The sequence below is a fragment of the Arsenicicoccus bolidensis DSM 15745 genome (assembly GCF_000426385.1).
GTDB lineage: Bacteria > Actinomycetota > Actinomycetes > Actinomycetales > Dermatophilaceae > Arsenicicoccus > Arsenicicoccus bolidensis.
In genome coordinates this window covers 13582-35358 of record NZ_AUFG01000040.1, presented here as the reverse complement: position 1 = coordinate 35358, position 21777 = coordinate 13582, and the positions used below count along the sequence as shown (strand labels likewise).

At 73.5% G+C, this 21777-nt stretch carries 17 protein-coding genes and 1 tRNA gene; 14 read left to right on the top strand and 4 right to left on the bottom strand.

What is annotated here, in order from left to right:
- Window positions 1–246: 246 nt before the first annotated feature.
- Window positions 247–1335, bottom strand: coding sequence for a YihY/virulence factor BrkB family protein (locus tag K313_RS0116460; RefSeq protein ID WP_029212541.1), 1089 nt, complete (start codon window positions 1333–1335; stop codon window positions 247–249).
- A 143-nt stretch (window positions 1336–1478) separates the two neighbouring features.
- Complete coding sequence (locus K313_RS0116455; RefSeq protein ID WP_029212540.1) at window positions 1479–3314, bottom strand: bifunctional diguanylate cyclase/phosphodiesterase; 1836 nt, start codon at window positions 3312–3314, stop codon at window positions 1479–1481.
- A 168-nt stretch (window positions 3315–3482) separates the two neighbouring features.
- Between K313_RS0116455 and tmk the strand changes: the two genes are divergently transcribed.
- The 12 genes from tmk (at window position 3483) to K313_RS0116395 (ending at window position 16248) form a co-directional block, all read left to right on the top strand.
- Window positions 3483–4103, top strand: coding sequence for a dTMP kinase (tmk, locus tag K313_RS0116450; protein ID WP_029212539.1), 621 nt, complete (start codon window positions 3483–3485; stop codon window positions 4101–4103).
- Window positions 4100–5248, top strand: a complete 1149-nt coding sequence (locus tag K313_RS0116445; RefSeq protein WP_029212538.1) for a DNA polymerase III subunit delta' — start codon at window positions 4100–4102, stop codon at window positions 5246–5248. The genes tmk and K313_RS0116445 overlap by 4 nt, the downstream gene beginning before the upstream one ends.
- Window positions 5249–5354: 106 nt before the next feature.
- Entirely contained in the window at window positions 5355–6950 is a 1596-nt protein-coding gene (locus K313_RS0116440; RefSeq protein ID WP_029212537.1) for an alpha/beta hydrolase, read from the top strand.
- A 76-nt stretch (window positions 6951–7026) separates the two neighbouring features.
- Window positions 7027–7100, top strand: a tRNA-Thr gene (locus K313_RS0116435).
- Between the two features lie 129 nt (window positions 7101–7229).
- Window positions 7230–8708, top strand: coding sequence for a GGDEF domain-containing protein (locus K313_RS22650; protein ID WP_029212536.1), 1479 nt, complete (start codon window positions 7230–7232; stop codon window positions 8706–8708).
- The gene (locus K313_RS22645; RefSeq protein ID WP_029212535.1) at window positions 8705–10183 is read left to right on the top strand and encodes a GGDEF domain-containing protein; all 1479 of its coding nucleotides are present in this window, start codon (window positions 8705–8707) and stop codon (window positions 10181–10183) included. Before K313_RS22650 ends, K313_RS22645 begins: the two co-directional genes overlap by 4 nt.
- An 80-nt stretch (window positions 10184–10263) precedes the next feature.
- Entirely contained in the window at window positions 10264–11058 is a 795-nt protein-coding gene (locus K313_RS0116420) for an alpha/beta fold hydrolase (protein WP_029212534.1), read from the top strand.
- A 28-nt stretch (window positions 11059–11086) separates the two neighbouring features.
- The gene (locus K313_RS0116415; protein ID WP_029212533.1) at window positions 11087–12319 is read left to right on the top strand and encodes a thiolase family protein; all 1233 of its coding nucleotides are present in this window, start codon (window positions 11087–11089) and stop codon (window positions 12317–12319) included.
- Window positions 12316–13011: a 3-oxoacid CoA-transferase subunit A gene (locus tag K313_RS0116410; protein WP_034253782.1), complete on the top strand. Its 696-nt coding sequence runs from the start codon at window positions 12316–12318 to the stop codon at window positions 13009–13011. The genes K313_RS0116415 and K313_RS0116410 overlap by 4 nt, the downstream gene beginning before the upstream one ends.
- A complete protein-coding gene (locus K313_RS0116405) occupies window positions 13008–13754 on the top strand; it encodes a 3-oxoacid CoA-transferase subunit B (protein ID WP_029212531.1) in 747 nt (248 codons plus the stop codon). The genes K313_RS0116410 and K313_RS0116405 overlap by 4 nt, the downstream gene beginning before the upstream one ends.
- 234 nt (window positions 13755–13988) lie before the next feature.
- On the top strand, window positions 13989–14990 hold the full coding sequence (locus tag K313_RS0116400; RefSeq protein ID WP_029212530.1) for a phosphotransferase family protein: 1002 nt from the start codon (window positions 13989–13991) through the stop codon (window positions 14988–14990).
- Between the two features lie 217 nt (window positions 14991–15207).
- Window positions 15208–16248 carry an alpha/beta hydrolase gene (locus K313_RS0116395; protein WP_029212529.1) on the top strand — a complete coding sequence of 347 codons (1041 nt, stop codon included), beginning with the start codon at window positions 15208–15210 and terminating at the stop codon, window positions 16246–16248.
- 3 nt (window positions 16249–16251) lie between these two features.
- On the opposite strand, the gene K313_RS0116390 is transcribed toward K313_RS0116395, so the two are convergent.
- Window positions 16252–17523 carry a multidrug effflux MFS transporter gene (locus K313_RS0116390; protein ID WP_029212528.1) on the bottom strand — a complete coding sequence of 424 codons (1272 nt, stop codon included), beginning with the start codon at window positions 17521–17523 and terminating at the stop codon, window positions 16252–16254.
- 378 nt (window positions 17524–17901) lie between these two features.
- Between K313_RS0116390 and K313_RS24735 the strand changes: the two genes are divergently transcribed.
- Window positions 17902–19542 (top strand): C40 family peptidase, encoded by a 1641-nt coding sequence (locus K313_RS24735; RefSeq protein ID WP_029212527.1) that lies wholly within the window; start codon window positions 17902–17904, stop codon window positions 19540–19542.
- A gap of 94 nt (window positions 19543–19636) precedes the next feature.
- On the opposite strand, the gene K313_RS0116380 is transcribed toward K313_RS24735, so the two are convergent.
- Window positions 19637–20161, bottom strand: coding sequence for an inorganic diphosphatase (locus tag K313_RS0116380; RefSeq protein ID WP_019286505.1), 525 nt, complete (start codon window positions 20159–20161; stop codon window positions 19637–19639).
- A 117-nt stretch (window positions 20162–20278) separates the two neighbouring features.
- Here K313_RS0116380 and dacB point away from each other — a divergent pair, with 117 nt between their 5' ends.
- Window positions 20279–21721 carry a D-alanyl-D-alanine carboxypeptidase/D-alanyl-D-alanine endopeptidase gene (dacB, locus tag K313_RS0116375; protein ID WP_156911433.1) on the top strand — a complete coding sequence of 481 codons (1443 nt, stop codon included), beginning with the start codon at window positions 20279–20281 and terminating at the stop codon, window positions 21719–21721.
- Window positions 21722–21777: the final 56 nt, after the last annotated feature.

Sequence of the window (21777 nt, the reverse complement as noted above, 5' to 3'; positions counted from 1 at the left end):
GTCGTGTCGTCTGGGGGCCGTCTGGCGCGTCGCAGGCGACCTGAACTGAGCTGCGGGCTCGAGTCGTGTCGTCTGGGGACCCCGTGGGGGGTCGTGGGCGACCTGAAGTGAGCTGGGGACTCGATTCATGTCGTTCCGGGCGGTTCGGCGGGGCGTCATACGGCCCCACAAGCAAGATCGTGAGTGTCTGGTCCAAGAATCTTGGACCAAGCACTCACGATCTTCGTCAGAGAGGGGAGGCGCGGGTCAGTCGCGCCGGCCCTCGCGGCGCAGGTCGGACGCCTCGAGCTTGAGCTCGTCGAGGGTCTTCTCCTGCTTCTTGATCCCCTTGTCGTCGCGTGGCGGCAGGAGCACCTGGTCCTCGGCGGGCATGCCCGCGGCGAGCTGCCGGGAGCGCTCGACCTCGGAGTCGAACTCCGCACCGAAGAGCAGCGCCAGGTTGGTGATCCACAGCCACAGGAGGAAGACGACCACACCCGCGATCGAGCCGTAGGTCTTGTTGTAGGACCCGAAGTTGGACACGTAGAAGCCGAAGGCGACGGACGCCAGGATCCAGGTGACGAAGGCCAGGGCCGCGCCGGGGCTGAACCACTTGAACTTCGGCTGCTTGACGTTGGGGGTCGCGTAGTAGAGCAGCGCGATGACCAGGATGACGATCAGGCCGATGACGGGCCACTTCGCGATGTTCCACACCGTCACGGCGGTGTCGCCGAGGCCGATGAGTCCGCCGACCCACTGCGCGATGCCGCCGCTGACGACCAGCATGATGCCGGCGAGGGCGACCAGGGTCAGCGTGATCAGGGTGATGAGCAGCTGCAGCGGTCGCAGCTTGAGGAAGGGGCGCCCTTCCTGCACGTCGTAGATGCGGTTCATCGCGCGGCCGAAGGCGCCGATGTAGCCGGAGGCCGACCACAGCGCGGTGAGCAGACCGACGACCAGGGCGACGCCGGACGCCTGGGAGCCGGAGATCTCCTTGATGATCGGGCCGACGGTGTCGACGGCCTGCGGCGAGAGCTGGCGGACGCCGTCCAGCATCTTGTCGACGGTGCCCGGATCCTGGCCGAAGAGGCCGAGCAGGGAGATCAGCGCCAGGACGGCCGGGAACAGCGACAGCACGGCGTAGTAGGTCAGGGCGGCCGCGAGGTCGGTGCACTGGTCCCGGGTGAACTCCTTGGTCGTGCGCTTGAAGGCGTACTTCCAGTTGGCGCCGGGCAGGTCGTCCATCTCGTCGGGCTTGCCGTGCCCGTCGGGGTCGTCGTGCGTGCGGGCGCCGACCGGGCGCTCCTCGTCGGTCGTGCGGGACTCGTCCGAGTCGGAGGGGTGACGTGTGGCCATGGGGGAGGCTCCTGTGAGGGAAGGGGGGAGGTGGGGGGTTTGTCCACAAGACAACCACATGCGCCCCCGCCGGCGGGGGTCAATCGCCGTGCCACCTGGCCGATCTCGCCTGGCGGTCGGCCGCCTGCCTCAGGCCGCCTGCCTCAGACCGCCGGCCAGGGGAGGGGCTGGCCGAAGTAGTAGCCCTGCACGGCGTGCGCCCCCAGCTCGACGACGGCGGACAGCTGCTCGGCGGTCTCCACCCCCTCGGCGACGGACCGTATGCCGAGCGCGTCGGCCACCTCGACGGCCGAGCGCAGCATCGCGTGGTCGACGGTGCTGGTGAGGCACCCGCGCACGAGCACGCCGTCGATCTTGAGGACGTCGATGGGCAGGACGCGCAGGTTGCCATAGCTGGTCGTGCCCGCCCCGAAGTCGTCGAGGGCGAAGCGCACGCCGGCGTCGCCGAGGTGGACCATGCCGGACCGCACCTCCTCGACCGTGCCGATGGGCAGCCGCTCGGTCAGCTCGAGCACCAGACGGCGGCCCTGGCCGCTGCCGCGGATCAGGTCGTCGGCCCAGTCGACGAAGGTGGGGTCGAGCAGGCTGTGCGGGCTGACGTTGCAGGAGACGCGACGCTGCGGGGCCCCGTCGGCGAGGGTCTCGACCACGCGGGACAGGACGGCGCGGTCGAGGGCGTTGACGACGTCATATTGCTCGGCCAGGGCCACGAAGTCGTCGGGCAGCAGGGTGCGTCCGGCCTCGTCGGCCAGCCGGACGAGGACCTCGGCGTCCATGGGGGCCTCGACGCCCTGCACGACGCTGCGGATGGGCTGGGCCACCATCGACAGACGCCCGGTGAGCACCGCGGAACGCACCTCGTCCATCTGCAGCCGCTCGTGGTGGGTGTCGGCGCGTCCCGGGTCGCCGGGCACGTGGACGAGGACCCGTCCGCGACCGCTGCGCTTGGCCTCGTGGGCCGCGGACTCGGCGCGGGAGACGATCTCCTCGATGCCCTGGTCGTGACCGGAGATGGCATAGACGCCGGCGGAGAACGCGACGGGCACCTCGCGCCCGTCGATGCGCAGCGGGTCGCGGGCCAGGTCGACGGACAGCTCCTCGAGCGCGGCTCGCAGCTCCTGGACCGTGCCCCGGCTCAGCGCCCCGAACTCGTCCCCGCCGACGCGGAAGACGGCGACCGGCGTCGGCCCGCTCAGCCGGAGCAGACGGTCGGCCACCCCGCGGAGCACCTCGTCGCCGGACCCGTGGCCGAGCCGGTCGTTGGTCATCTTGAGATGGTCGACGTCGATGTAGGCGAAGGCGCCGTCCGCCGGCTCGCCCGCGCGGGCCCGGCCGATCGCCTCGAAGGCGGCCGCGCGGTTGGGCAGCCGGGTCAGGGCGTCGGTGCGCTGGAGGGTCTGGTTGGTCGATCGCAGGTCGGCCAGCTGCGCCTCGAGCGTGAGCAGGGAGTCCGGGGCCGCCAGGCCCGAGAGCTGGGTGCCCCGGGCGGAGAGGACGGCCGCCACCAGTGTGGCTGCCTGGATCGTCTCGGGTCGTATGGCGGAAGCGCTGGTCACCGCCAGCACGCCGATCGTGGCTGTGCCGGCGTGCACGGCGAGGACCAGACGCTGGCGCAGCCTCGCCTCGACGAGTGGCTGCAGCTCGGGGTCGTCCGCCTCCCGCAGGTCGGGGATCAGCTGGGTCCGCGACCGCAGGACGCGGACGAAGCAGCCGGTGGTCACGGGGCGCTGGTGGACGGTTGGCTCGCCCGGCAGGGTGCCGGCGAAGACGTGGCACTCGACGTGGCCGTCGGACCCGGTGACCAGCCCCAGCTCGATCCGCTCAGCGCCGATGACGCGGGGCAGGTGATGTCGGAGCGCCTGCACGAGCTGCTCGCGCCGGGCGTCGGCGGGCAGGGCCTCGGCGAGGCGGGCGACCGCAGCCAGCGTGTCGGCCTCGGCGCGCCCGCCCCTCGTCTGCCCCTGGTCCCCCTGCGTCACGGGTCCAGGGTATGGCCGGGAGACGACCGTTGTTGCCCCGTGACCGGGAAGCGACGCCGGAGGGGGCGGACCGTGTCCGCGAGGTGCCGCTCGGGCACGCAGCGTCACCGAGCCGGGCGCCGGGCAGACCCCCTGTCGGCGCCCTGCTCTAGGCTCGAGCACGTGACGATGGGACAGGGTGGGCGCGGGGTGTTCGTGGCCCTCGAGGGCGGCGACGGTGCGGGCAAGTCGACGCAGGCTCGGCTGCTGCAGGAGTGGCTGGAGGCCCAGGGGCGCACGGTCCTGCTGACGCGCGAGCCCGGGGGCTCCGAGCTCGGCGCCGAGATCCGGCGGCTGCTCCTCCACGGGGACGACGTGTCGCCGCGGGCCGAGGCGCTGCTCTTCGCCGCCGACCGGGCCCACCACGTGCACGCGGTGGTGCGGCCCGCCCTCGCCCGCGGCGAGGTCGTGGTGACCGACCGCTACCTCGACTCGTCGGTGGCCTACCAGGGCGCGGGGCGCGACCTGGCGGGCGAGGAGGTGCGGCAGCTGTCGCTGTGGGCGGTCGAGGGGCTGCTGCCCGACCTCACCGTGCTGCTCGACGTCGAGGCGGGCACCGGTCGCGAGCGGCGGGGCGACGAGCACGACCGGCTCGAGTCCGAGCCCGACGACTTCCACCACCGGGTGCGGTCCGGGTTCCTGGACCTCGCCGCCGCGGAGCCCGGGCGCTACCTCGTCGTGGACGCCACCCTGGCACCCGCCGAGATCCACGCCCTCGTGCGCGGTCGCCTGGCGGAGGTGCTCTCGTGACCGCCCCCGGCGTCTGGGAGCAGACCGTCGGGCAGCCCGAGGCGGTGACCACCCTCAGCCGGGCGGTGGCCGACCCCGACGCCATGACCCACGCCTGGCTGCTCACCGGCCCGCCCGGGTCGGGCCGCTCGGTGGCCGCCCGCAGCTTCGCCGCTGCCCTGCAGTGCCCCGAGGGCGGCTGCGGGTCCTGCCTGGAGTGCCGCACCGCCATGGACGGCACCCACGCCGACGTCTCCCTGGTCGCGACCTCGGGACTGTCCATCGGCGTCGAGCAGGCGCGCGAGCTGGTGCGGCTCGGGTCGACCCGCCCCTCCGTCGGCCGCTACCGCGTCATCGTGATCGAGGACGCCGACCGCCTGACCGAGCAGGCCGCCAACGCGCTGCTCAAGGTCATCGAGGAGCCGGTGTCGCGCACCGTCTGGCTGCTGTGCGCGCCGTCGCTCGACGACGTGATCATCACGGTGCGCTCGCGATCGCGGCACGTGCGCCTGCGGACCCCTCCCGTCGATGCCGTGGCGGAGCTGCTCGTGCGCCGCGACGGCATCGACCCGGCCATGGCCGCGTATGCCGCCCGCGCGGCCCAGAGCCACATCGGGATCGCCAAGCGGCTCGCCACCGACGACGGCGCCCGCGAGCGCCGGCACACGACCGTCTCCATCGCGGGGCGGATCCGCCGGGTGGGTGACGCCATCGATGCGGCGGCGGACCTCGCCTCGATCGCGGACGAGGAGTCGGGGGCCTCCAGCGCCGACCGCGACGCCGCCGAGCGCCGCCAGCTGCTCGAGCGGCTCGGGGCCGACCCCGCCTCGCGCACCCAGCCCCCGCACGTGCGCTCCGCGGTGGCCGCCCTCGAGCGCGAGCAGAAGCAGCGGGCCACCCGCTTCGCCCGCGACGTCGTGGACCGCTCGCTCGTCGACCTGATGAGCGTCTATCGCGACGCGCTGGTGCTGCGGCTCGGCACGCCAGTCCCCCTGGTCAACACCGAGCTGGGGCCGTTGGTCTCGCAGGTGGCGCAGGCCTTCACACCCGAAGGCCTCCTGCACGCGATCGACGCGATCGGCACAGCGAGGGAGCGGATCGACCGCAACGTGGCGCCGCTGCTCGCGCTCGAGGCCATGTGTCTGTCCTTGAGACTGCCGCGCTGACAGTTCCGTCCCTCCCAGGCGAGACGGCTACCGTGGGGGAGAGACAGGGGGCCTCGACGACGCCGGCCCTCTCCCGGCATACGTCCTCGTCCCCGAAAGGCCCCGCATGACCTCGCTGCGCCGGTCGCGCACCGCACGCTCCGCCACGTCCATCGCGGCGGCCTCCCTGCTGCTCGGGGCCTGCGCCATCCCGGGGACCGGGGGCACGAGCGCAACCACCAGCCCGAGCAGCGCGAGCCCGAGCGGTTCCTCCGCGACCGGGTCGAGCGGGTCGAGCGCCACGAGCACGGCCACCGCCTCGCACGCCCCTGACCTCGCGAAGTACTACGGCCAGCAGCTGACGTGGGAGCTGTGCGGCCGGTTCGAGTGCAGCTGGCTGACCGTGCCCGTGGACTACGACAAGCCCGACGGCGCGACGCTGCGGCTCGCGCTCAAGCGGCAGAAGTCCTCGTCGAGCTCGCGCACCGGGTCCCTCGTGCTCAACCCGGGGGGCCCTGGCGCCTCCGGGGTCGACATGGTCGACTGGTTCGCCCCGACGCTGGCCGGCAACGTCCAGCGACGCTTCGACGTCGTGGGCTTCGACCCGCGCGGCGTCGCCAAGTCCCAGCCGGTCACCTGCCTGGACCCCCGGCAGATGGACGACCTGCTCGGCGGCGACCCGACCCCGGACACCCCCGCCGAGCAGGGCCAGCTCATGGCCGCCAACAAGGCCTTCGGCGAGGCCTGCAAGCAGCGCACGGGCGATCTGCTCGCCCACGTGTCCACCGTCGAGGCGGCCAAGGACATGGACGTGCTGCGGGCCACCCTCGGCGACCAGCGGCTCAACTACTTCGGGGCGTCCTACGGGACCTTCCTCGGCGCCACGTATGCCGGGCTCTTCCCCCAGCACGTGGGGCAGATGGTGCTCGACGGCGTCATCGACCCCGCGCAGGACGGCAAGCAATCCGCCCTGGGGCAGGCCACCGGGTTCGAGCGCGCCACCCGGGCCTACGCGCAGCACTGTGTCGACACCGGCAGCTGTCCGGTCGGCGGCTCGGTGGACGAGGTGATGAAGGGTCTCGCCGACCTGCTCAAGCAGATCGATGCCAAGCCGCTGCCCGCGCCCGGCGTCGGCACCGGCACCTTGACCGAGGGGTGGGCCTCGATGGGCCTGGCGCTGCCGATGTACTCCGACCAGCTGTGGCCGGAGCTCGACGGTGCGCTGCGCGCGGCCAAGGGCGGTGACGGCTCCGGGCTCATGCGCCTCGCGACGCAGTACGCCGACCGTCAGGCGGACGGCAGCTACAACGGCAACATGCTGCAGGCCATCAACGCCGTCAACTGCCTGGACCGTCCCGTGCCGGGGGACGCGGCACGGTACGCCGCGGACGAGAAGGATTTCCTTGCCGTCGCGCCGACCTGGGGCCGCTTCATGGCGTGGGGCGATGCGGTGTGCGGCGTCTGGCCGGTGCCGGCCACCGGCAAGGCCGCCCCCATCAGCGCCAACGGATCCGGTCCCATCCTCGTCCTCGGGACGACGCGCGACCCCGCCACGCCGTACGAGAACTCCGTGGCGCTCGCCAAGGAGCTCGACAAGGGCGTGCTGGTGACGCGGGACGGCGACGGCCACACGGCATACCAGCAGGGCAACAACTGCCTCGACCGTCTCGTCGACGACTACCTCGTCAAGGGCAAGGTGCCGGCCGACGGCGCGAAGTGCTGAGCTGGCTCGACGGATTCGGTCGGCGCCTGCCCGGCCTGTATAGTGGGGCGCCGAGCGTCGGCCCGCTGACGTTCCTGCCGCTTTAGCTCAGTCGGCCAGAGCGATTCACTCGTAATGAATAGGTCGTCGGTTCGATTCCGACAAGCGGCTCAGACTAGGCCCCCGACTCCGGTCGGGGGCCTCGCTGTTGTGCCGCACCTCACCGCAGTGACCGCTTCTTTGCTGTGAATCACCTCAGCGTGCCTGCGCGATCACGGTGGGCTACCTAGGATGAGCGGCATGCGCGAGCCCATGGCCGGCAACCCGCCAGGGCCCACCACTGACGGCGACCCCGAGTCCCGGTCGTTCCGACAGGACGACCGGGTCCTCGTCGTCCTCGGATCTCTGTTCGTGCTGCTGCAGCTCGTCTACTGGACCTCCGACGAAAGGGTCGCGAGCGTGTCCTTCATCGTCATGCGGGTCGCCGCGGTGGTGACCTTCGCCTGGGGCGTCGCCCGTGCCCGTCCGGGATTCCGGCGGGACTGGGGGCTGATGCTGGCCGGCATGGTCGTCTGGGCCCTGGCCGAGGTGGCCGTGGCCGTGCGCATCGCCGTCCTCGGTGAGTATGGCGACTGGACGCCCGCCGGGGTCTTCGACATGGCTGGTTTCGTGCTCATGTGCGCCGGCGTGGTGCGCCTCGCCTGCAAGGACGGCTTCGTGCGGGGGTCGGCGCTGTGGCTGGACTCGATGGCGTGCGTGGTGAGCCTGGCGATCTGCTGGTGGCTGCTCGTCGGCCAAGAGCTCTTCTCGCACCCCGACCAGGCCCGCTCGACGACCCTGCTCGCCGCCGCCTATCCGCTCGGGGACAGCCTGATCGTGGCGGCGGCCGCGGTGCTGCTCAGCTCCCGCTCGGCCCATGCCATCTCCTATCGGCTGCTCGTGCTGGGGATGCTGGTGGGGGCCGTCGCGGACGTCGGCTTCGGCCTCTACGTCAGCGGCGAGATGCCCAACAACCGCTGGGTGTACGCGCTGTGGATGGTGCAGAGCACCCTGCTCGCGACGGCGTCGGTCCTCGGTCGGCGACCAGGCCGGGAGCTGGCCTCGCGGGTCTCGGTCGCTGGGGTGCTGCTCGTCGTGTCGGCCCTCGTCGGACCCGCCACCGTGCTGGCCGTCCTGTCCGCGCTCGGGCGGCACACGCATGCCTCGGCCGTGCTCGCGACCCTCGCGGGGACCCTGCTGCTGCTGCTCATCGCCGCCACCCGGGTGCTGGTGCTCGTGCGCAGGATCGAGAAACAGTCCGACCAGCTGGCCCGGACCGCCCGCACCGACGAGCTGACGGGCCTGGCCAACCGGCGGGCCGGACTGCGCCTGATGGACGAGGCGATCGCCGCCGCCATGACCGGGGTGGGCGCCCGCCTCACCGTGGGGATGCTCGACCTGGACAATTTCAAGAGCTTCAACGATGCCCATGGCCACCTGCAGGGTGACCGCATCCTGCGGGCGTCCGCCCGCGCCTGGATCCAGGTGCTGGACGACGACGGGTCGATCTATCGCTATGGCGGCGAGGAGTTCGTCGTGATCCTGCCCAACCGGTCCGTCGCCGACGCCGAAAAGATCCTCGCCCGGATGCGCGCGGCGACCCCGGACGACCAGACCTTCTCCGCGGGGCTGGCCGCCTGGTCCGACGGCGACTCGTCCGAGACGCTTCTCGCGCGCACCGACGTCTCGCTCTACGCCGCCAAGGAGGCGGGCCGCGCCCGCACGATGGTGATCGCGTGAGCGCCCGCGTCGAGGTCGGCCCCAGCTCCTACGAGCGCGCCGGGAGCCTGCGCCGGCGACGGCAGGACGCGCTCGCCCTGGGCCTGCTGGCCCTCGTGCTCGTCGTCGCGCAGGGGATCTACTGGGTCGTCGGGACCCCGGAGGCCCAGGGGGCCGCCTACGTCGGTTCGCGGGTGCTGTCCACGGCCGTGTTCGCCTACGGGGTCGCGCGCACCCGACCGGCATTCCGGGGCGAGCGGCGACTGCTGCTCGCGGCGATGCTGCTGTGGCTGGTGGGCGACGTCGTGGTCGCCGTCCAGGCCGTCCGGTCCGTCAGCCTGGACAGCTGGTCCTCCACCTCGCTCGTCGGGATCCTGTCCTACCTGTGCCTGTTCGCCGCCCTCGTGGGCATGGCGCGCCGGGAGGGAATCGTCGCCGGAGCGGCGGTCGTCCTCGACGTGGTGCTGTGCGCCGTGAGCCTGTCGGTCGTGTGGTGGCTGCTCATCGGCCAGCAGATCCTGCTCGCCCCGGGGGGCAGCGACCTGCGATCCCTGCTGGTGAGCTCCTACCCGCTGTGCGATGTGCTCGCGATCGCCGGCGCCGTGGCGGTGCTGAGCGCCCGGTCCGCGCACGAGTGGTGCACGCGCGCGCTGGCGCTGTCGGCCATGGTCGACGTCGTCGCCGACATCTGGTTCGGCTACTTCGTGGTGGGCCTCACGGACACGTGGTACTGGCCCCCGGCGCTGTGGATGGTGCAGTCCGTGCTCCTCGCCGCCGCCGCCGTCCTGTCCGGCCGCCCGGTGCGCGAGCCCAGCTCGCGGGTGTCGCGCTCCGGGGTGCTGATGATGGTGGGGGCCCTGGTGGCGCCGATGATGACCATCGCGGTGCAGACCATGGTCGGCCGCGCCCCGTCGACGCCCTCGTCGGTCGTGCTGTCGCTCGTGGGCACCGCGGTGATGGTCGTCCTCGTCTGCGTACGCGTCCTGATCCTCGTGCGCCGCCTCGAGAGGCAGGCCAACGAGCTCGAGCAGACCGCGCGCACCGACGAGCTCACCCAGCTCCCCAACCGGCGGGCGGGGATGCGGCTGCTGCACGACAGCATTGGGCAGGTGGAGCAGGGGCGTCTCGCCGGCCTCACCGTGGCCCTGCTCGACCTGGACCACTTCAAGAGCTTCAACGACACCCACGGGCACCTCCAGGGCGACCGCCTGCTCCGGGCCGCCGGCCTGTCCTGGGCGTCGGTGATCGGCCCGGGAGACATGCTCTTCCGCTACGGCGGTGAGGAGTTCGTCGTCATCATGCCCGAGGGCACCGTGGCCGAGACCCGCGCGGTCCTGCAGCGGATGCGCCGCGCGACGCCGCGCGGCCAGACCTTCTCGGCGGGGATCACGAGCCTGCGGGCCGGGGACACCGCCGAGGACGTCATCGGGCGCGCCGACGCCTCCCTGTATGCCGCCAAGGCCGCCGGACGCGATAGGAGCTGCATCAGCGCCTGACGCGGTTCGCATAGCGAACGGGCGTGCATCCTGCGAACACGGCCTAGGCTGGTGCCACCCCGACCACCAGGAGCCCCGCCGTGCGCGTGCCCGTCACCGTCGTCCCGCTGTCCTCGTCCGGTGCCGCCGGGCAGCCCAAGCCCCTGCTCGTCCTCGGCTCCTCCCTCGGCGTGGCCGTCGAGCGGCTGTGGGCCCCCGTCCTTCCCTTGCTGGGTGACCGCTACCACGTCCTCGGGTGGGACCTGCCCGGTCACGGCCGGACGCACCACGACGGCTCGGCCGGGTCGTTCACGGTCGCCGACCTCGCGAGCGCCGTGGTCGAGCTGGCCGCCCGTCGCGGCACCCCCGGCCTGCCGGCGTACTACGCGGGCGTGAGCCTCGGCGGGGCGACCGGCCTGCAGGCCGCCGCCGACCACCCGGGCGCGTTCGCCGCCGTCGCCCTGGTGTGCTCCGCCGCGGTGCTCGGCACCCCCGAGGCGTGGACGCAGCGAGCGGTCACGGTCCGCGCCCAGGGGACGCCGGCGCTCGTCGAGGGCTCGGCGGCGCGGTGGTTCGCGCCCGGCTTCGCCGATCGTGAGGCGCAGGTCGCGGGGGGCCTGCTGCACGACCTCGCGCACGAGGTCGACGACGAGGGCTATGCGGCGTGCTGCGAGGCGCTCGCGGCATACGACCTGAGCGACCGGCTGGGCGAGGTGACCGACCCGGTGCTGGTGCTCAACGGGGCCGCCGACCAGGTCGTTCCGCCCGCGGCCGCGGAGCAGGTCGCCTCCGGGGTGGCCGACGGCCGCGCCGTGATCCTGCCCGAGGTCGGGCACCAGGCCCCGGTGGAGGACCCGACCGGCACCGCCGAGGCCCTTCTCGCCTTCTGCCGCTGACACCGACGACGTTCGAAGGAGAACGATCATGACCACCGACACCTATCTCTACGACGCCGTCCGGACGCCCTTCGGGCGGTTCGGCGGGGCCCTGGCCGGCACCCGGCCCGACGACCTCGCGGCCCACGTCGTGCGCGCCCTGGTCGACCGCTCGCCCGGGCTCGACCCCGAGCGCATCGACGCCGTGACCTTCGGCAACGCCAACGGCGCCGGCGAGGAGAACCGCAACGTCGCCCGCATGGCCACGCTGCTCGCCGGCCTGCCCGTCTCGATCCCCGGCAGCACGGTCAACCGGCTCTGCGGGTCGTCGCTCGACGCCGCCATGGTCGCCTCGCGGCAGGTGATGGCGGGCGACGCCGACCTGGTCCTCGTCGGCGGCGTGGAGTCGATGAGCCGCGCCCCATGGGTGCTGCCCAAGACCAGCAAGCCCTACCCCGCCCACAACCTCACCGCCGAGAGCACCGCTCTCGGGTGGCGCCTGGTCAACCCCCGCATGCCTGGCCGGTGGACCGTCAGCCTCGGGGAGGCGACGGAGCAGCTCGCCGAGCTCCACGGGGTCTCGCGCGAGCGGCAGGACGCCTTCGCCGCCGAGTCGCACCGGCTCGCCGCTGCGGCCTGGGACGAGGGCCGGTATGCCGACCACGTGGTCACCGTGCCCGGGACGGACCTCGAGCGGGACGAGGGCATCCGCCCGGGCTCGACCCCCGAGACCCTGGCCGGGCTCAAGACCGTCTTTCGCACGGAGGGCGGCACGGTCACCGCGGGCAACGCCTCGCCCCTCAACGACGGGGCGGCCGCCGCGTTCGTGGGCTCCGAACGGGCGGCCGAGCTGCTGGGGCGCGACCCCCTGGCGCAGATCGTCTCCCGCGGCGAGGCCGCGAACGAGCCGCAGTACTTCGGCTACGCGCCCGTCGCGGCGGCGGAGCAGGCGCTGCGCCGCGCGGGCCTGACCTGGAGCGACATCGACGCGGTCGAGCTCAACGAGGCCTTCGCCGCCCAGTCCCTGGCCTGCCTGGACGCGTGGGAGCGCGACGGCCTCGACGTGGACGTCGTCAACCGCTGGGGCGGGGCGATCGCCATCGGCCACCCCCTCGGCGCATCGGGGTTGCGCGTGCTCGGCACGGTGGCTCGTCGCCTGGCCGCGACCGGTGGGCGCTACGGCCTGGCCGGGATCTGCATCGGCGTCGGCCAGGGGCTCGCCGTCGTCGTCGAGAACGTCGCCAGCGCCGGCACCACCGGCACGAGGGAGGGAGCACGATGAGCGGGCTGCACGTGGCCGCGGACGTCGACGAGGCGGTCAGCATCGTCGAGGACGGTGACACCGTGCTGATCGGGGGCTTCGGCATCGCCGGGCAGCCGGTCGAGCTGATCGAGGCGCTGATCCGCAGCGGGGCCAGCGGCCTCACCGTCGTCAACAACAACGCCGGCAATGGCGACGAGGGCCTGGCCGCCCTGATCAAGAACGGCCAGGTCGCCAAGATGATCTGCTCGTTCCCGCGCCAGAGCGACTCGTGGCACTTCGACGAGGCCTATCGCGCCGGGCGGCTCGAGCTCGAGGTCGTGCCGCAGGGCACCCTCGCGGAGCGGATCCGCGCGGGGGGCGCCGGGATCGGTGGCTTCTTCACGCCCACGGCATACGGCACCCTGCTCGCCGAGGGCAAGGAGACGCGGGTGATCGACGGCCGCGGGTATGTCCTCGAGGCGCCGATCACCGGCGACGTGGCGCTGGTCAAGGCGCTGCGCAGCGACGCGATGGGCAACCTCGTCTATCGCAAGACCGCCCGCAACTTCGGGCCGGCCATGTGCACCGCGGTCACCCGCAGCGTGGTGCAGGTCGAGCAGCTCGTCCCCACAGGGGAGATCGACCCGGAGGTCGTCGTGACCCCCGGCATCTTCGTCGACACCGTCGTCGAGGTGCGCACCGCCAGCAGCGACAAGGAGGGCCCGCGATGACCGAGCCGACGACGGATCCGACGCGCACGACCGCGACCGCGACCGCGACCGCGACCGCGAGCGCGAGCACGGACGCCGAGCTGAGCAAGCAGGAGCTCGCCGCGCTGGCCGCCCACGACATCGAGCCGGGGTCCTTCGTCAACCTCGGGATCGGGCAGCCGACGCTGATCAGCGACTACCTGCGCGAGGAGCAGCAGATCACGCTGCACACCGAGAACGGCATGCTCGGCATGGGCCCGCAGGCGCACGGCGAGGACGTCGACGTCGACCTCATCAACGCCGGCAAGATCGCCGTCACCGAGCTGCCCGGGGCGTCCTACTTCCACCACGCCGACAGCTTCGCGATGATGCGCGGCGGTCACCTGGACGTCTGCGTCATGGGGGCCTTCCAGGTCTCGGCCGGGGGCGACCTCGCCAACTGGCACACCGGCGCCAAGGACGCCATCCCCGCCGTCGGTGGCGCGATGGACCTCGCCATCGGTGCCAAGCAGACCTGGGTCATGATGTCGCTCTTCGCCAAGGACGGCTCGGCCAAGATCGTCCCCGAGCTGACCTATCCCGTGACGGGGCTGGCGTGCGTCCGGCGCGTCTACACCAGCCAGGCCGTGTTCCTGCTCGAGGAGCGTGGCGTGGTCGTGCGCGAGACCCACGGCATCACCTTCGCCGAGCTGGCCGAGCGCCTCGACGTCCCCCTGATAGACGGCAGCTCCGAGACGGGCGACAGCGCGGAGTCCCGCGCCTGAGCCGCTCTCCGAGGGTCATCGGTGGCATCGACCAGCATCGACAGTCGCCGACAGTCGCCGACAGGCATCGATCGGCAGCGAGGGGACGCGAAGGTCCACGACACGCCGTCGGGAGCGACATTCGCGTCCCCTCGCCCTGCCCCTCGCCCGTCGCCCCTCGCGGGCGCGTGCGGTGCGCGGAGCGACCGGCTGGCAAGGACCGCCCACCACGGGCGAGCCGCCTAGCCTGGAGCGGTGATCGACGAGACCGCCCTGCGTGCCGCCCTCGACCGCGAGTGGGCCTGGTGCGGCCTGCCCCACGCCCCCGAGTGGGTGAGCCTGCTGGGGGAGGGAGAGTCGTATGCCGCCTGGCACGTCGCCACCCGGGGCACCGACGTCGTGGTGCGGGTGGTGCGTCGCCCCACCGAGGACCTGCCGCGCGCCATGCGTGACGAGTTCACGGTGCTGCAGCTCCTGCCGGACGGGGTGGGCCCCGAGCCGGTGGCCCTGGACGAGAGCGGTGACCGGCTCGGCATGCCGGCCATGGTCGTCGGGCTGGTGCCCGGCGAGGTGCTCACCGACGCCGACGACTGGGACGACGAGCTGCTGACCAGGCTCGCGCAGGCCATCGCGCGCCTGCACGACCGGGCCTACCCGCGCTGCGGACCGGTCGGTGACCCGCAGCGCAGCACCGTCAGCATCGTCGGCGCCTTCGAGGCCGGGCTGGGGTGGTGGCTCGAGCACCAGCCGCAGGTGGTGGCCGATCCCGACGTGCTGGCGCTGCTGCCGGGCGTGCGCGCCTACCTGGCCGAGCGCGAGCCGTGGTTCGAGCCGGTCCGCCGGTTCGCGCTGGTGCACGGCGACCTCGTCGCGGCCAACGTCCTCGTCGAGCACGGCGAGCCGCGGCTGGTCGACTGGGAGTGGGCCGAGATCGACGACCCCGCCCGCGATCTCGGCTACCTCGGGGGGCGGCTCGCGAGCGAGGGCGTGCAGGTGCGGCTGGGGCGGGGCCGGGTCGAGCAGGTCGTCCGGGCCTATCTCGACGCGGCCCCCGCCGACCTCCGGGCCACCGAGACCGTCGAGTCGCTGCTCGCCCGCCGCGACGCGTGGGAGGTGTGCGAGAGCCTGCTCGGCTCGTTGCACGACCGTCGGCTGCTCGCGGAGGGACGGCACGAGCCCGGGCTGACCGAGCGCCGGATCGCGGCGGCGACCTCCGGCCTGCGCGAGGTGGCACCAGACCCGGGCGCGCTCGCCTGAGAGCGACCTGTTCGGGTGAACGGGGCGGTCACCCGATCGATGGTCAACCTCTGGGCCGTGGTCGGCGTCTACGGTGCGTAGCAGACAAGAAGGAGGCGGGACATGGGTCCGACGTCGCGGCTTGTCATCGCGGCCACGATCGGCCTGGCGCTGGCAGTCCCACTGGTGGTCGCGGTGCTGGTACCGCCGCTCGGCAGGGCGGGGGACGGGGCGCCGCGTGGCGGCCTCGGCCGGGGTGGCGGTGTCGATCGTGCTGTCCCAGGTGCTCGCCATCGCGGGGCTCGTCCTGGTCGTCAACCGGGACTTCGGCTTCTTCCCCACCTGGTCCTCGCTCGCCGCGGCGTCCGAGGACGACAACCCGTTCGCCGCCGTGGCGCAGCCCGCCTCGGGCGGGGCCATGACCACGGACGAGCTGAAGCAGATCCGGGTGCGTGGCTGGGCTCCCCGCAAGGTCCAGCCGCCCAAGGGCGACGGGCTCTACCGCGACTACGTCGTGTCCGGCGTGCAGTCCGGGACGACCGCCAAGGTCGTCGTCTGGATGCCCCCGGGCCACGAGCACGCCGCCAACGCCAAGGGCCTGCCCGTCGTGTTCGTGCTGGGCGGCGCCTACGGCCCCGTCGACAACGTGGCGACCTCCCTGCAGTTCGCCCAGAAGGCCGCCCCGCTGATCCGCTCCAAGCAGATCCCGCCGTTCGTCGCGGTCATGCCCGAGGTCAACATCAAGCTCCCGCAGGACACGGAGTGCACGGACTACCCGGGGGGTCCGCAGGCCTACACCTGGCTCGCCAGGGACGTGCCCGCCTGGGCGCAGCACACGCTGGGCGTCGTCCAGCCCGGCCCCCGCTGGTCGGTGCTGGGGTGGTCGCTCGGCGGCTACTGCGCGGCCAAGCTCCACGCCGCCGAGCCGCAGACGTTCGGCTCCGGGGCGTCCCTGCAGGGCTACTTCACGCCGACCGTGGACAGCTCGACCGGCACCCTCGCGAGCGTCCTCCAGCGCGACCCTGCGCTCCGGCAGCGCTCGGACGTGGCGTGGCTGCTGCGCAACCGCCCGCCGGCCCGCACCCGGCTGCTGGCGATGTCCTCGCCGGCCGACGCCCAGAGCTGGCAGCTGACGCAGCAGTTCCTCGGCGCCACCAAGGGCCTGCCCGGCATCACCCCGATGGTCGTGGACAACGCCGGGCACACCTACACGGCCTGGCGCGAGGCCCTGCCGAGGACCCTCACCTTCCTGCTCAAGGACGCCGGCGCCAAGGGCTGAGCCTCACATCCGGTCGGTCGGCTCCAGCGGCTCGGGACCCCGGGTCGTGCGCAGCGCGCGCCCGGCCCGGGGCCGGGTGGCCAGCAGGTGCAGGCCCAGCACCCCGGTGCCCAGCACGAGCAGCAGCAGGCTGGTCAGGGCGAGGCTCAGCAGCGACGCGGTGGCGACCGGCACGACCAGGCCGGCCAGGGCGGCGTTGAACGCCAGCTGTATGAACGACGACGCGGACGCCGCCGAGCCCCGGGCGTCCGGGTGGAGGTCCAGCACGGCGAGCTGCAGCACCGGGAAGGCCATGGCCACGCCCAGCGCCATCAGCGAGGGGCCGACCACGGGCCAGGGCAGACGGGTCGGGTATGGCGTCGCCGCCAGGACCACGGTGAGCACGCCCGAGGCCAGGGCGATCGTCATACCGACCATGACCTGGGTCCGTCCGGTGATCCGACCCGCGAGGCGTCCGCTGACGAAGGCGCCGGTCACCATGCACCCGATCATCGGGACGAAGAAGAGCCAGAAGTCCCCGCTACCCAGCCCGAGCAGGTCCACCACGAAGATCGGCGCGCCGGCGATGTAGAGGAACTGGCCGGCGAAGGTCAGGGTGCAGGCCAGCGCGATCCGCCAGAAGGCCGCCCCGCGGGCGATCCGCACCAGGCTGCCGACGGCCGCGCCGAGGCGCAGGGGAGTACGGGCCTTGGGCGGGTGGGTCTCGGGCAGCACCAGCAGCACCGCGCCGGCCATGAGCAGGCCGAAGGCGGCGAGGAACCAGAAGACCAGCGGCCACCGGCCGAGGCCGAGCAGCGCGCCGCCGATGATCGGGGCGATCGCCGGGGCGACGCCGAAGATCATCGCCACGTGGCTCATCAGCCGCTGGGCCTCGGGCCCGTCGAACAGGTCCCGGACCACCGCCCGGCTCACGATCTGGCCCGCTCCGGCCGAGAACCCCTGCAGGGCGCGGCAGACCAGCAGGACGGGGAGGCTGGTGGACAGGGCGCACCCGACGGACGCCAGCACGAAGACGGCGATGCCCGCGACCATGACCGGGCGACGGCCCACGGCGTCCGACAGCGGGCCGTGCACCAGGCTCATGATCGCGAAGGCCAGCAGGTAGACGCTGACCACCTGCTGCATGGCCGTGCTGCCCACCTCGAGCTCGGCCCCCATCTGCTGGAACGCCGGGAACGCGGTGTCGATGCTGAACGGGCCGAACATCGACAGCCCGGCGAGCACGAGGGTGAGCCCCATCCCCGCACGTCGGGGGGTGGGGTGGGCCGGGGTCACCCGACCATCCTGGCACGGTGCTCATCCGTCACTCTGAGTTGCGATAGGTGCGGATCGTTGGGGTATGTCGTGCCGGGGTTTCACCCGTTCGGTCCTGTCCGTTATCGTTTCGTTATGTCGCTGCGCGGCATCCCGTTATCTCGCTGTGACCTGCGGAAACACGGTCCTGTCATTCCCCGGCATCACCTGATGTTCACTCCTGCGTCCCTTGTCACACAGCGTGAGGCCACCCCGATGTCGAGGACCGCGTACCGCTACGGTCTCTCGCTCCGTACTCTTGACCCATAGGGTCGACGCGCCAGCCGCGGTCGGCCCCTCTCCATCGCGTCGCCCGGGGGGCGTCGCGCACGATCGGTCACAGCTCCAGAGGGGACATCAGTGCAGTCCACGCCACGCGTCCGTCGCGGCCCACGGGCCGGCGCACGCGCCGCGTCCGTCAGCGTGACGGTCGCCCTGCTCACCCTCGGCCTGGTCGCGCCCGCCTCGGCCGACCCGGCCCCGTCCCCCACCGGCAGCACGCAGTCGCTGCCGTCCGAGCAGGACGTGGCCGCGGCCAACCGGGCCGCCGCCGACCAGGAGGCCCAGGTCGCCACCGCCCAGGCGCAGTATGCCGCCGCGGCCGACCGCCTCGAGCTGGCCCGGCGCGAGGCCGCGCTGGCCGCCGAGCAGTACAACGGCGCCAAGGTGCGCCTGGACGCGTCCACCAAGGCCTTCGCGGACGCGGACGCCAAGGCGCGCGCCGCCGAGCGTGCCCTCGCCACGGCCAAGGTCAACCTCGGTCGCGTGGCGGCGGAGACCTACGAGTCGGGCCACGACCTGCACGGTCTCGAGGCGCTCGTGAGCCCCGGCGGCCCGCAGGCCGTCCTCGACCGTGCCTCCGGCCTCGCCACGCTCGGCGAGCTGCAGACCGGCGTCGTGCGCCAGGCCACGGGCGACCTCACGCGGGCGACCGAGCTGCGTCGTGCCGCCCAGCGGGCCCAGGACCAGCGCAAGGCCGACGAGACGGCGGCGCTCGCCGCCCGCACCCGCGCAGGGGCCGCCGAGCAGGCGGCCGTCGCCGCCGCCCAGGCCACCCAGGCCGCCCAGGACCAGGCGCTCGCGACGCTCGCCCGGCTCAACCAGACCTCCGTCGACCTGGAGCGCCGCCGCCAGGAGGGCCTGCGCCTCGAGGCGGACCAGCGCGCCGCCGCCGCCCGCGAGGCCGCTGCCCTCGCCGAGGCCGCGCAGCGCGACTCCGAGAGCCTGTCCGCCGACGCGGCGGCGGCCGAGGCCGCCGCCGCGACCGCCGCCAAGGAGCGTGCGGCGGCCCTGCGTGCCGCTGCCGACCGCAGCACGGCGGAGCAGACCCGCGACACGACCCAGGCCGCCGCCGACCGTGCGGCCCGCGAGGCCGACGCCCAAGAGGCCGCCGCCGACCGCACCGCCGCCGGGACCGGCGCCGGCGCCACCGATCACGCCGCCACGGTCGCCGCCAGCCGCCGCAAGGCTCGCGCGGCCCGGGCTCGCGCCCAGGAGCTGGCGGCCGAGGCGAGCCGGGCCCGCAAGGCCGCCGACCGGGCCCGCGCCGCAGCCGAGGCGGCGGAGCGCTCCGCGACCCGTGCCTCCCGCCGCGTGCCGGGCTACGTCCCCGGCAGCGCCGTCTCCGTCGGGGCGCCCAACCCCCGCGCCAAGAAGGCCATCGACTTCGCCATGTCGCAGGTGGGCGACTGGTACCTCTGGGGTGGGGCCGGCCCGGACCGCTGGGACTGCTCCGGCCTCGTGCAGGGCGCCTGGGGTGCGGCCGGCTCGCGCCTGGACCACTACTCCGGCTCGCAGTGGGCGCAGACCCAGCGGCTGCCGCTGTCCCAGCTCCAGCCCGGCGACCTCGTGTTCTTCGGCAAGGACGCGGCCTCGATCCACCACGTGGGCATGTACATCGGCAACGGCAAGATGGTCAACGCCCCGCACACCGGGGCCCAGGTCCGGGTCGAGTCGATGTACTGGTCCGACCTGCTGCCCTACGGCGGTCGCGTGCGCTGACGCGTGCCCCCACGCACGAGAGCGGCGGCTCCTCCTGGTGGAGGGGCCGCCGCTCTCGGCAAACGGGGTCTGACCGAGTGGGCCGGACGAGCCGTCAGTGCGACTGGTGCGGGGCGGGCCAGCGCAGGGTCGTGACGTTGTTGTCCTTGGCGCGCTGGATGGCCTCGACGACGATCTCCTCGGCGCGCTCGCGACCGGCCCAGAAGGCGCCCTCGACGGACTTGCCGGGCTCGAGGTCCTTGTAGGTCTCGAAGAAGTGCTGGATCTCCAGGCGGTCGAAGTCGGAGATGTGGTCGAGCTCGGTGATGTGCTCCTGGCGCGGGTCGCCGGCCGGGATGCACAGCAGCTTGTCGTCGCCGCCGGCCTCGTCGCGCATGTGGAACAGGCCGATGGGGCGGGCCCGGACCAGGCAGCCGGGGAAGGTCGGCTCGTCGAGCAGCACCAGCGCGTCGAGCGGGTCGCCGTCCTCGCCGAGGCTGTCCTCGACGTAGCCGTAGTCGGCGGGGTAGCGGGTGGACGTGAACAGCATGCGGTCCAGGCGGATCCGGCCGGACTCGTGGTCGACCTCGTACTTGTTGCGGTGACCCGACGGGATCTCGATGGTGACGTCCAGCTCCACTGGTGGCCCCTTTGCGTGGCTATCGGTGCAGCCCGGCGCCCTGGCCTAGGCTGCGAAACGGTCGATCGAATCGTTGGCCACCAACCTACCCACAGTCAGGGGGCGGCCGTGCGTCGGATGACCGTAATCGCGTGCGTCGCCACGCTCGGTGTGGCCGTTGCCACATATGGCGTCCTGGACGCGCACGACAAGGTCCCCGGCATCCTCACGATCGACCGCGACCCCTCGCCCCTGGCGTCACCTGCCCCCGGCGTCCCCTCGACGACGGCGACCGACGGCAGCCAGGCGTCCCGCGTGGTCGTGCCGACTCCCATCCCCCCGGTGGCCAGGTCCGCGGCCTCGTCGGGCGCGCCGCAGCCTGCCGCCGCGGCGCTGCGCTCGGCGCTCGCCCCGGCGCTCGCGGACCCCCGGCTGGGACGGTCCGTCGGACTGACGGTCCGGGACGGTATGACGGGCGCGCACCTGCTCGACGTGGCCGCCGACCAGCCGCGCACCCCCGCCTCGACGACCAAGCTCCTGACGGCGGCCGCCGTCGTGCCCTCCCTCGGCCCGGAGACCCGGCTGCGGACGACGACCGTCCTCGCGCCGGACGGGCGGGTGGTGCTGCGCGCGGGCGGCGACATGATGCTGGCGCGCGGCCCGTCGCGCCCCGGCGAGGTCGAGGGGCACGCCGGGGTGGGGACGCTCGCGGCGCAGACCGCGGCGGCGCTGCGCTCGGCCGGACGCACGACCGTCACGCTGGGCCTCGACACGACCTATGCCGACGGGGAGGACTACGCGCCGACCTGGGACCGCGCGTACTACCCGGAGGCGATCGTCGGCAAGGTGGCGATGCTCGGCCTCGCGGACGGCCTCGTGGCTCCCGGTGGCCCTGGTCCGGCCGACCCCGCGGGCGAGGTGGCCGAGGTCCTTCGCTCCGAGCTGGGCCGGACCGGCATCAGCGTGCGCGGTGACCTGGTCCGCGCCGCGGCCCCCGGCGGCAGCCGCCCGCTGGCGGCCGTGTCGTCGGCGCCCGTCGCGGACGTGATGGCCGTCGCGCTGGCCCGCAGCGACAACGCCGTCACCGAGTCGCTGGCCCGTCAGGCGGCGGTGCGAGCCGGCGCGGGTGGCGGGTTCGCCGAGGTGGCGCGGTGGGTGCAGGCCGAGCTCGCGCGCCGCGGGCACGACGTGACCGGCGTCCGCCTGGTCGACACCAGCGGCTTGTCCAAGGGCACGGAGGTGCCCGCCCGCCTCGTGGGGGACGTGATCGTGGCCGGCACCTCGGGGCGTGACCCGGGCATGGCCCGCGTGGTCGAGGACCTGCCGGTGGCCGGGCTGTCCGGCACGCTGGCGGGGCGCTACGTCTCGGGGCCGGCGGCGTCAGGTGCCGGCCTCGTGCGGGCCAAGACCGGCACGCTCACCGGCATCAGCTCGCTCGGCGGCACGGTCGTGGACGCGGACGGCCGGCTGCTCGCCTTCGCCGTGCTGGCCGACGGCATCCCCTCCTCGTCCGGCACCGAGGGGGCGCGCGCGGCGCTCGATGCGCTGGTCGCACGCCTGGCGAGCTGTGGGTGCCGGTGACCGCGCGCTCCCCGTCTGCGCTGCCGTCCTCCGTCTCGGCCCTCCGCGCCCGTCTC